The 9,838-nt window shown below is 66.7% G+C and carries 9 protein-coding genes; 6 read left to right on the top strand and 3 right to left on the bottom strand.

Annotated elements, in window-relative coordinates; translation table 11 throughout:
• Nucleotides 1-819, bottom strand: an 819-nt coding sequence (locus A5699_RS19220) for an alpha/beta hydrolase family protein (protein ID WP_067772335.1), incomplete at its 3' end; no start/stop codon positions are given.
• Between the two features lie 122 nt (nt 820-941).
• Here A5699_RS19220 and A5699_RS19215 point away from each other — a divergent pair.
• Together A5699_RS19215 and A5699_RS19210 are read left to right on the top strand one after the other, a co-directional pair.
• The gene (locus A5699_RS19215) at nt 942-1,571 is read left to right on the top strand and encodes a TetR/AcrR family transcriptional regulator (RefSeq protein WP_067772314.1); all 630 of its coding nucleotides are present in this window, start codon (nt 942-944) and stop codon (nt 1,569-1,571) included.
• Nucleotides 1,572-1,588: 17 nt separating this feature from the next.
• Nucleotides 1,589-3,043, top strand: coding sequence for an APC family permease (locus A5699_RS19210; protein ID WP_067772311.1), 1,455 nt, complete (start codon nt 1,589-1,591; stop codon nt 3,041-3,043).
• On the opposite strand, the gene relZ is transcribed toward A5699_RS19210, so the two are convergent.
• Nucleotides 3,040-4,764, bottom strand: coding sequence for a bifunctional ribonuclease/(p)ppGpp synthase (gene relZ, locus A5699_RS19205; protein ID WP_067772308.1), 1,725 nt, complete (start codon nt 4,762-4,764; stop codon nt 3,040-3,042). The two genes, A5699_RS19210 and relZ, sit on opposite strands and share 4 nt — an antisense overlap.
• A 40-nt stretch (nt 4,765-4,804) precedes the next feature.
• Here relZ and purB point away from each other — a divergent pair, with 40 nt between their 5' ends.
• From purB to A5699_RS19185, 4 genes are read left to right on the top strand one after another with little or no spacing between them, the layout of a single operon-like run.
• Nucleotides 4,805-6,223, top strand: a complete 1,419-nt coding sequence (purB, locus tag A5699_RS19200) for an adenylosuccinate lyase (protein ID WP_067772332.1) — start codon at nt 4,805-4,807, stop codon at nt 6,221-6,223.
• A 7-nt stretch (nt 6,224-6,230) separates the two neighbouring features.
• A complete protein-coding gene (locus tag A5699_RS19195) occupies nt 6,231-7,454 on the top strand; it encodes a cytochrome P450 (protein WP_067772305.1) in 1,224 nt (407 codons plus the stop codon).
• Entirely contained in the window at nt 7,451-8,365 is a 915-nt protein-coding gene (locus A5699_RS19190) for a tellurite resistance/C4-dicarboxylate transporter family protein (RefSeq protein ID WP_067772302.1), read from the top strand. Before A5699_RS19195 ends, A5699_RS19190 begins: the two co-directional genes overlap by 4 nt.
• Nucleotides 8,346-8,930, top strand: a complete 585-nt coding sequence (locus tag A5699_RS19185; RefSeq protein WP_067772299.1) for a DUF1707 domain-containing protein — start codon at nt 8,346-8,348, stop codon at nt 8,928-8,930. The genes A5699_RS19190 and A5699_RS19185 overlap by 20 nt, the downstream gene beginning before the upstream one ends.
• Here the strand turns inward: A5699_RS19185 and A5699_RS19180 are convergent.
• Entirely contained in the window at nt 8,914-9,774 is an 861-nt protein-coding gene (locus A5699_RS19180) for a type IV toxin-antitoxin system AbiEi family antitoxin domain-containing protein (protein WP_067772296.1), read from the bottom strand. The two genes, A5699_RS19185 and A5699_RS19180, sit on opposite strands and share 17 nt — an antisense overlap.
• Between the last annotated feature and the right edge of the window lie 64 nt (nt 9,775-9,838).

Genomic DNA, 9,838 nt, shown 5'->3' with positions numbered 1-9,838 from the left:
CGGCGCCATCCAGGAGATCTCGGCGGGCAGCTGGGAACTCCAGAAGCTGCCGTCATGCCCGCCGGGAGAGAAGCCGCCGGCCGGCGGGTTGGGCAGTTGGGCGATGAATTGCTTGGTGGCCGAATAGAACGGATCGCTGTTACCGCAGTCGATCCGGATAGGAATCGAGCCCAACGCAGGCTGGCCCCAGACGCTGTTGGCGGCGTAATCATCGGCACTGTCGAACGCCCCGGGCGCCGCGGCTCCCGAGGAGGTCCACAGCGCGGGGCTGACCGCGCAGATCGCCGCGGTACGAGCCGGGCCGAGCCGCGACCCCAGCAGCAACGCGCCGTAGCCGCCCATCGACCAGCCCAAGAACCCGACCCTCGAGATGTCCAGGCCCTGATCGGCGAGCATCGGGATGAGCTCGTCGAGCACCATCGCGCCCGAATCCTCCCCGGAAGCCCGTTTGTGCCAATAACTTCCACCGCCATCGACCGCGACCACCGCGAACGGCGGCAAACCGGCCGACACCGCCTCGGCCAGGCCCTGCTCCACGCCGCCGGCCATCACACCCTCGGCGTCCTGTCCCTTGCCGTGCAGCGCGATCACCGGGCGCAGCTTCTCGGTCTGCCCCGGCGGGCGGGCAATGGCCCAGTTGGTGGTGACCCCGCCGCGGGCCGCCGAGGCGAACGAGCCACGGGTGAACGTGGGCGCGGGGGCGGGGGCGGCGATCGAAAGCGGGGCAGAGGCGAGGGCAATGGCCCCGGCGGTGCCGGCGGCCGCACCGACGCCGAGGCGCAGGACTGCGCGACGGCTCAAGTTTGGCATGGGGGCCATCTTGCCATCGCGCCATAGTGGCATCGGCCGATGGCATTCTCGCGCGCGCAGATGAGCGAAAAACCTGAGTAGAGCCTGATGATTGGCCGAAAGCCCGATGTGACGGATGCCCGACTGGCACGATGCTAAAGGTGACGGCAGCGGTCACTCCTAAAGGGGAGCGTCGGCGGTACGCCCTCGTCAGGGCGGCCGCCGAGTTGCTCTGCGAAGGTGGCTTCGACGCCGTCCGCCACCGCGCGGTGGCGCGTCGCGCCGGTTTGCCGCTCGCCTCCACGACGTACTACTTCTCGTCACTCGACGACCTCATCGCCAAGGCCGTCGAATACATCGGAACCAGAGAAGCCGAACAACTCAGCGCCGGGGTTGCCGCCCTGTCGAGACGGCGTCGTGGTGCCGAGTCGACTGCCGACATCCTCGTCGACCTGTTGCTCGGGGAATCTCTGGAGCGTCGCGGTTCCGAAGAGCTGATCTCGCGCTATGAGCGCTACATCGCCTGTGCCCGGCAACCCGGTCTGCGCGACATCCAACGCCGTATCCTTCAGCAGCGCGCCGATGCTGTGGTCGAGGTGGTCGAGCGGTCGGGCCGTTCCGTCCGCGCCGAATTGCTCACCGCTCTGGTGTGCGCCGTCGACGGAGCTGTGGTGGCATCGTTGGTGGACGAAGGTGACGGGCCCAGAGCCAGCGCCCGCGCCACGCTGATCGACGTGATCGACGTGCTGGCGCCCGTCGACGACGGGGCGGTACGCGTCTGAGCACTGAAGGAGAGGGAATGTCGCAACCCGTAGCCTCGGAGGAGCCACAGCTCAGGCGGGTTATGGGGCCCGGTCTGCTACTGCTGTTCGTCGTCGGAGACATTCTCGGCACCGGGGTCTATGCGCTGACCGGACAGGTCGCCAAGGAGGTCGGCGGGGCCGCCTGGCTGCCGTTCCTGGCGGCCTTCCTGATCGCCACCATCACCGCGTTCAGCTACCTGGAGTTGGTCACCAAATATCCACAGGCCGCCGGCGCCGCGCTGTACACGCACAAGGCGTTCGGGATCCACTTCGTCACGTTCCTGGTCGCCTTTGTCGTGATGTGTTCCGGAATCACCTCGGCGTCAACAGCTTCGAGGTTTTTCGCGATCAGCTTCTTCGACGCGTTCGAAATCAACTTCGGCGAGTTCTACGCCGAGCACCTCGCGACCTTGAAGACGGTCGAAGTCATCCTCCTCGCGCTGCTGTTCATGGCGATGATCGCGGCGGTGAACCTGCGCGGCGTCAGCGAAAGCGTCAAGCTCAACGTCGTTCTCACCCTCATCGAGATGACCGGCCTGGTGATCGTGGTCGCCGTCGGGCTGTGGGCCATTGTCAGCGGGGTGGACGTCGACTTCTCCCGCGTCGTCGCATTCGACACCGCCGGGGAGAAGAACGCCTTCATCGCGGTCACCGCGGCGACGTCGCTGGCCTTTTTCGCGATGGTCGGATTCGAGGACTCGGTCAACATGGCCGAGGAGACAAAGGATCCGGTGCGCATCTTCCCCAAGGTGCTGTTGACCGGGCTGGGCATCGCCGGCCTGGTCTACGTGCTGGTGGCCATCATCGCCGTCGCGCTGGTGCCGGTGGGGTTGCTCGCCGAGTCCGACTCGTCGCCGCTGGTGAAGGTGATGGCGGCGGCCGCCCCGGGGCTGCCGTTCGACAACATCCTGCCCATCATCTCGATGTTCGCCGTGGCGAACACCGCATTGCTCAATATGCTGATGGCCAGTCGGTTGATCTACGGCATGGCCCGCCAACACGTGTTGCCCCCGGTGCTCGGGGCGGTCCACCCCAAGCGGCACACCCCTTGGGTGGCAATCGTATTCACCACCGTGATCGCCTTCGGGCTGATCTTCTACGTGTCGGCCTTCGCCAGTGGGGATACCGTCGCCATCCTCGGCGGGACCACGTCGCTGTTGCTGCTCGCGGTATTTTCAGTGGTCAACGTCGCCGTGCTGGTGCTGCGGCGCGATGTACGAAGAGCGGGTGGGCATTTCAAGACCCCGACCGCGTTGCCCGTCATCGGTTTCATCGCGTCGCTGTATCTGGTGCTGCCCACCTCGGGGCGGCCGGCCGTGCAGTATGTGCTGGCGCTGGGCTTGGTCGCCACCGGTGTCGTGCTGTTTTTGATCACCAAGCTGATCAACCGGCAACTCGGAATCCGTGGGCCGGGCATCACCGACCCGACCCACCTGGCCGAGGCGCCCTAGGACTCGTCGCCCAATTTCTCGATCCGGTTCTGCAACAACGTGACCCGATGCGCATTGCCGTCCAGGCCCAGGTACCGGTCACCGAACACGGCCAACAACGCGTCGTCGAGGCGGCGCACCGCACCCGGTGGATACCGGTAGTCCATCAATCGGTTGATCTCGTCGGTGTCCACCGAATCCAGCACGCCGGTCAGCGCCTCCAGTGAGGTGATACCGAGCTCGAGCAGCAGCCCCGAGATCCAGCCGTAGTGGTCGGTGCGCGACCATCCGGCGTCGGAGAAGCGGTGACCGAGGTAGGTGGCCAGCACGGGGGTGGGGATGCGGGAATCCGAAGAGGGCACCGCGAATTCCGGATCTGCCTCGTCGGACATGGTGAGCCGCAAGCGCTCCCGGATCTCGGTGAACTCACGGTCGGCCAGCTCGAGAAGCCCGGCGGCCAGGGTGAAGCGGCGGTCCAGCTCGCTGACGTGCTCGGCCGGTATCGAACCCTTGTATCGCACATCGTGCTCGAACTCGGCCCAGGCGTGTTGCAGCACTGTCCGCACCTGAATGGACGCCGGATACTGTTCGCCTTCCACCCCGAACAGAAGATGCCGGCTGGCATATCCCCACCGGCCCTGACGCGCAGTCTGCAGACCCATGTCGCGGTCGTCGAGCAGCCGCATCTCCTCGGCCAGCAGGTTGGCCACCGCGTCGACATCCTCACGCAGGTAGGTGATGACCCGCAGACCCACCTGATCGGTGATCTCCACCAGCGGATTGGTGTACAGCCGGGTGCCGTCGGGGGCGCGACGGTCGGCCTTGGCGGCGAACGACTCGACGCTCTTGGTGCGGGCGGTGATGCTCAGGTAGTTGATACCGGCCTCGTCGAGCAGGCCGGTGACAAGTTTGAGGTAGCGCTCGCCCGTCGCCACCAGATCCGGGCGTTTGGCGGCGTACTCGGCGATGGCCGCCGTCAGCGCGGGTTCACGTGCCGGGGTGGGGCGAACCCGCAGCAGCCGATCGGTGGGCAGAGACGGCGTGAGGATGTAGCCGGAAGCGACGTCGCCGTAGATCGTCACGTCCTCGGGACGGTGGTACCAGTACAGCGCGATGTAGGCGCACAGCAGCGCGTCGACCGGATCTTCGTCGCGGTCGAGCTGGCCCGGGCGGGTGGCGGCCTCGACCCGCTTGCGCAGCTCGACCCAGCCGACGTTGCGGTTGGCCCGCAACCGCGGCGTCGCGGTGTCGAGGTCCTCGATGAACGTCATCAACCGCAACAGCTCACGCTGACGGTCCTCGAACGCACCGCGCTTGTACTTCAACGTCTTGTCGAGGCCGAACAGCACGACGCTCGCCGGGTGCGGATAGACCTCGATCGCGCGTCGTCCCGACGGGGAGGACGGATCCACGTCCAGGCCGAGTGCCGACGCGATCCGGGCGGCACGCGGATGCTTGAACTCCGGCCGCTCGGTGAACGCCGGGCGTGCCCCCGCGTCGAAGCGCTGAAAGTCCCGATTGAGCTCGCGCTCACACGGACGGTGGCCGGTCGGGTTCTTCACGATCAACGGCGCATCGATGGCCACCAGGCAGTCACCACTGACATACGGCTCGATGGCCGCGGCGATATCGTCGTCGCCCTGCGCCACTCCGATGTGGAGGACCCGGCCATCGGAGTCGATGACAGCGACACCCGTCTGATTCCTCTCGCCCCACGCGAGGTCGAGCCCGACGAAGTACATCCGTCCACTGTCTCATTGGTAGGTCGTAAGCTGTGTGTTCGTGACGATCCCGAATGTTCTGGCCAACCGCTACGCCAGCGACGAAATGGTCGCGATCTGGACGCCCGAGGCCAAGATCGTCGCCGAACGCCGGCTGTGGCTGGCCGTGCTGCGTGCCCAGGCCGAGTTGGGCGTCCCGGTGCCCGACGGCGTGGTCGACGACTACGAACGCGTCCTGGAGAACGTCGACCTCGCGTCGATCGCCGCCCGCGAGCGCGTCACCCGCCACGACGTCAAGGCGCGCATCGAAGAGTTCAATGCGCTGGCCGGTCACGAGCACGTGCACAAAGGCATGACCAGTCGCGACCTGACCGAGAATGTCGAGCAATTGCAGATCCGGCGCTCCCTGGAGCTGGTGTTCTCCCACGGCGTGGCCGTGGTCGCCCGGCTGGCCGAACGCTCCGTCGTCTACCGCGACCTCGTGATGGCCGGCCGCTCGCACAACGTGGCCGCCCAGGCCACCACGCTGGGCAAGCGGTTCGCCTCGGCGGCCGAAGAAACCCTGGTGGCCCTGCAACGGCTGCGTGAGCTGATCGACCGCTACCCGCTGCGCGGCATCAAAGGGCCGATGGGCACCGCCCAGGACATGCTCGACCTGTTCGACGGAGACACCGCCAAACTGGCCGAGCTGGAACGGCGCGTGGCCCAATTCCTGGGATTCACAGAGGTTTTCACCAGCGTCGGACAGGTGTACCCGCGTTCGCTCGACCACGATGTGCTCTCGGCGCTGGTGCAGGTCGGCGCCGGGCCGTCCTCACTGGCCCACACCATCCGGCTGATGGCCGGCCACGAGCTGGTGACCGAGGGCTTCGCGCCCGGTCAGGTGGGCTCGTCGGCCATGCCGCACAAGATGAACACCCGCTCGTGTGAACGGGTCAACGGCCTGCAGGTGGTGCTGCGTGGCTACGCCTCGATGGCTGCCGAACTGGCCGGCGCGCAGTGGAACGAAGGCGACGTGTTCTGCTCGGTGGTGCGCCGCGTGGCGCTGCCCGACGCGTTCTTCGCGATCGACGGACAGACCGAGACCTTCCTGACCGTGCTCGACGAGTTCGGCGCCTACCCGGCGGTGATCCAGCGCGAGCTGGACCGCTACCTGCCGTTCCTGGCCACCACCCGCATCCTGATCGCCGCGGTGCGGGCCGGGGTGGGCCGCGAGACCGCCCACGAGGTGATCAAGGAACATGCCGTTGCCGTCGCCCTGGCGATGCGCGAGCAGGGGCGCGAGCCCGACCTGCTCGACCGGCTGGCCGCCGATCCGCGACTGCCGCTGGACCGGGCCGGGCTGGAAGCCGCGCTGGCCGACAAGCAGGCGTTCAGTGGAGCCGCCGGCGCCCAGGTCGACGGGGTCGTCGCGGCGGTCGACGAGTTGGTCAGCCGCTACCCCGAGGCCGCCAAGTACACCTCGGGCGCCATCTTGTGAGCTCGTCGTGAGTGCGGCGGCCGACCTCACCGATCTGGACAACTTCGCTGCCGGATTTCCGCACGAGTTGTTCGCGGTACACCGCCGCGAAGCGCCGGTGTACTGGCATGAGCCGACGGAACACACGCCCGACGGTGAGGGGTTCTGGTCGGTGGCCACCCACGCCGAAACCCTTGCGGTGCTGCGCGATGCGGAGACCTTCTCCTCGGTGACCGGTGGCTCGCGCCCCTACGGCGGCACGCTGCTGCAAGACCTGTCGATCGCCGGGCAGGTACTCAACATGATGGATGACCCGCGGCACGCCGAGATTCGCCGACTGGTCAGCTCCGGACTGACCCCACGGATGATCCGGCGGGTGGAAGACGATCTGCGGGCCCGCACCCGGCGGTTGCTCGACGGGATCTCCCCGGGTGAGCCGATCGACTTCCTGGTCGACGTGGCCGCCGAACTGCCGATGCAGATGATCTGCATCCTGCTGGGGGTGCCTGAATCCGAACGGCATTGGTTGTTCCAGGCGATCGAGCCGCAGTTCGATTTCGGTGGTTCGCGTACGGCGACCATGGCGCAGCTGTCGGCCGAAGAGGCCGGGTCTCGGATGTACACCTACGGCTCCGAGCTGATCGCCGCCAAGCGAGCCCAGCCGACCGACGACATGCTCTCGGTGGTGGCCAACGCTTTTCGCGACGACGAAGCCGCCTCTCTTTCGGATCTGGAGTTGTATCTGTTCTTCAGCCTGCTGTTCAGCGCCGGTGCGGAGACCACACGCAATGCCGTGGCGGGCGGGCTGCTGGCCCTGATCGAGCATCCTTCGCAACTGGAGCTGCTGCGCGCGGATCTCGGGGTACTGCCGACGGCCATCGAGGAGATGGTGCGTTGGACCTCGCCGTCGCCGTCCAAGAGGCGGACAGCCACCCGAGCGGTGTCATTGGGTGGCTGCGACATCGAAGCGGGGCAGAAGGTGCAGGTCTGGGAAGGTTCGGCGAACCGGGATCCGCTGGTGTTCTCCGATCCAGACCTCTTCGACATCACCCGTAAACCCAACCCGCACTTGGGTTTCGGCTACGGCATCCATTACTGCCTGGGCGCCAACCTGGCCCGGCTCGAATTGCGGGTGTTGTTCGAGGAGCTTTTGAGCCGGTTTTCGTCGGCTCGTCTGGCCAAGCCCGTCGAATGGGCCCGCAGTAATCGGCACACCGGCATCCGACATCTGGTGGTGGAGTTCACGGCATGAAACCCGTGGTCTTCGCGGCGGTCATGGCGACCGGCATCGTGTCGATCTCCGCCGCGGACTATGGCTTCAGCATCGTCAGTCAGCCCCTCGCGGTGCTGGCCGTGGTCGCTCTGGGGGTCTTGATGTACGCGGCTGCGGTCCGCCGGCAGACCTTCGACTGGCAGGACCTCGACACCGTGATCGGGCTGTTCACCTATGTGGCGGCCTGCGCGGTCCTGGCTGCCCGGTTCGCCGAGTACGCGCCCGCGGTGTGGATTTTCGGCGCGCTGGGTCTTTCGGGCTGGCTGTCGCTGATGCCGATGGCGCTCACCCGCATGCGCAGGTTGGGCATCGCCGCGCTGCGTGGCCGGGCCCGCGGCACCTGGGAACTGGTCAGCGTGGCGACGTCCGGACTGGCGATCGTCTTCATGGCCGCCGGAATCCTGTTCTGGGCGTTCATCTTCTGGCTGATTGCCCTGGGCCTGTACGGCCTGATGACCGGGCTCATCGCGTGGCGGGCCATCGGAGAGCCGGAAGTCCGCCGCGATGTCCCGGCCGATCACTGGATCCTGATGGGCGGCGCGGCGATCGCCACGTTGGCCGGTGAGCACATCCACGCCGCGTTGCATCCCGGCCCGATCGCCGATGCGGTGCTCGTGGTCACCATCGCGACGCTCGTCGTTGCCGCCGTGCAGATCGTGCCGCTGGCGCTCACCAGCTGGCGCCAGATCCTCGACTGGCCGGCCGTCTTCCCGCTGGGCATGTTCTCGGCCGCTTCCTACGCCGTGTCGATCGAGACCGGTTGGCACCCAATGGTGGTCGTCTCGCACGTGTTCTTCTGGATCGCGTTCGCCGCGTGGCTGGCGGTCGCGGTCGTGCTGATACGCCGCGTTGTTCGCCTAACCTCAGAACATGGACTCAGGCCACGATGACCATCTGAGAGTCTCAGACGCCGACCGCGCCGAGGTGGGACACCTGCTCGAACGGGCCGTCGCCGAAGGCATGATCACGCTCGACGAATTCACCGAGCGTTACGACAGCGCCCTGGCCGCACGGACCCGCGGTGAGCTGAGCGTCGTGGTCGCCGACCTGCCGATCGCGGCCTCGTCACCAGGTCCAGCTCGCCCGCCCGAGGAACTCCGCGGCTGGATGTCGTCGGTCGTGCGGCGCGGCCAGTGGACGGTGGCGCCTGTGTTGCGTCTGCACACCCGGATGTGCAGCACAACCCTGGACTTCACCTCGGCGGTTCTTCCCGGGCCTTTGGTGGAGATCATCATCGACGATTACTGCAGCTCGACGGAGCTCATCGTGCCGCCCTCGGCCACGGCCGACCTCAACGGCGTCAACGCCATCGCGGGCAGCGCCACCGTCAAGGTGCGCACCAGCCCGCCATCGGATCACCTGCACCTGATCGTGCGCGGGCGGGTACGGATGGGCAGCGTCACCGTGCGGCACCCGTTCGGAAGCTGGCTGAAGCGCCTCAGCGGTACCCGGTAGCCGATCGGATCTCGGCGATCACCCGCTGCGGATACTCGGTGAGATCCAGCCAGGTGAACCGCAGCACCTGCCAGCCCGACAAGGCGATGTCGTTCTGTTTGACCCGGTCCTTCTGGAAGGCTTCCGGATCGTGGTGAAACGCCCAGCCATCGGTCTCGATCGCGAGCTTGGGGATCAGAAAGGCGACGTCGATCACGTAACGGCCCAGGCGGTAATTGGCCTTCCAACCGGTGATCTTCGCTTCCCGAAGGAGCTTGATAAGCAGGCGTTCGGCTTCGGATCGGGCCCCGTCGGCGGCGGCGTGCAGCAGTATGCGGGCCGCGGGGGAGCCGTGGCGGCCCTTGTTGCGCGTATGTGCCCGCCACAGGTCACGTAGTTCGGTGTGGCGCTGCAGGGCAGTGTCCATGAGTTTGGCGCCGCCGCCTTTTCTTGCAGCGGCTTCGACCACGGTCAGCGGTAGTGCGGTGACTCGCAGTCCGCGGTGTTCGACGATGTCGGCGGGGTCGAGGTCACGCCGGCGGAGTTTGACGCCGTACCGCTGCCGGAAATTGCTGACCTTCGGGACGGTCACCTCGATTGTTTCGGGTGCGAATTTCGTGACCCCGAGCCACCACGCTGCCGCGAGGCCGCTGGCCGTTGCATGGGAGCCGAGCGACCAGACCGCCACTCTGGTACGTGCGGCATCGGTGAATGGTCGATCGTCGGCGAAGTAGACGCCGCGTGAACAGCGGAGCCACTTACCCGAGCGGACTCTGCGGTACGCCGCCTGCTTGCTCAAACCAGCTTGCTGTGCCTGAGCAAGAGTGATCACACCGTCATGGTCACGCAGATAATCGTCGATCACACGGGATTGGACGCGCTGTCTCGGTCAAACGGTTCCCCCACGAGTGATTTGTGCACCTCCGGTA

The sequence above is a fragment of the Mycobacterium sp. E802 genome, assembly GCF_001666875.1.
Lineage (GTDB): Bacteria > Actinomycetota > Actinomycetes > Mycobacteriales > Mycobacteriaceae > Mycobacterium.
This window is presented reverse-complemented; position numbering and strand designations above follow the sequence as displayed.

Coding starts and splice junctions, on each gene's coding strand:
- A5699_RS19190 (WP_067772302.1), top strand. CDS start 7,451: ATGAAACCCGTGGTCTTCGCGGCGGTCATGGCGACCGGCATCGTGTCG.
- relZ (WP_067772308.1), bottom strand. CDS start 4,764: ATGTACTTCGTCGGGCTCGACCTCGCGTGGGGCGAGAGGAATCAGACG.
- A5699_RS19185 (WP_067772299.1), top strand. CDS start 8,346: ATGGACTCAGGCCACGATGACCATCTGAGAGTCTCAGACGCCGACCGC.
- A5699_RS19210 (WP_067772311.1), top strand. CDS start 1,589: ATGTCGCAACCCGTAGCCTCGGAGGAGCCACAGCTCAGGCGGGTTATG.
- A5699_RS19215 (WP_067772314.1), top strand. CDS start 942: ATGCTAAAGGTGACGGCAGCGGTCACTCCTAAAGGGGAGCGTCGGCGG.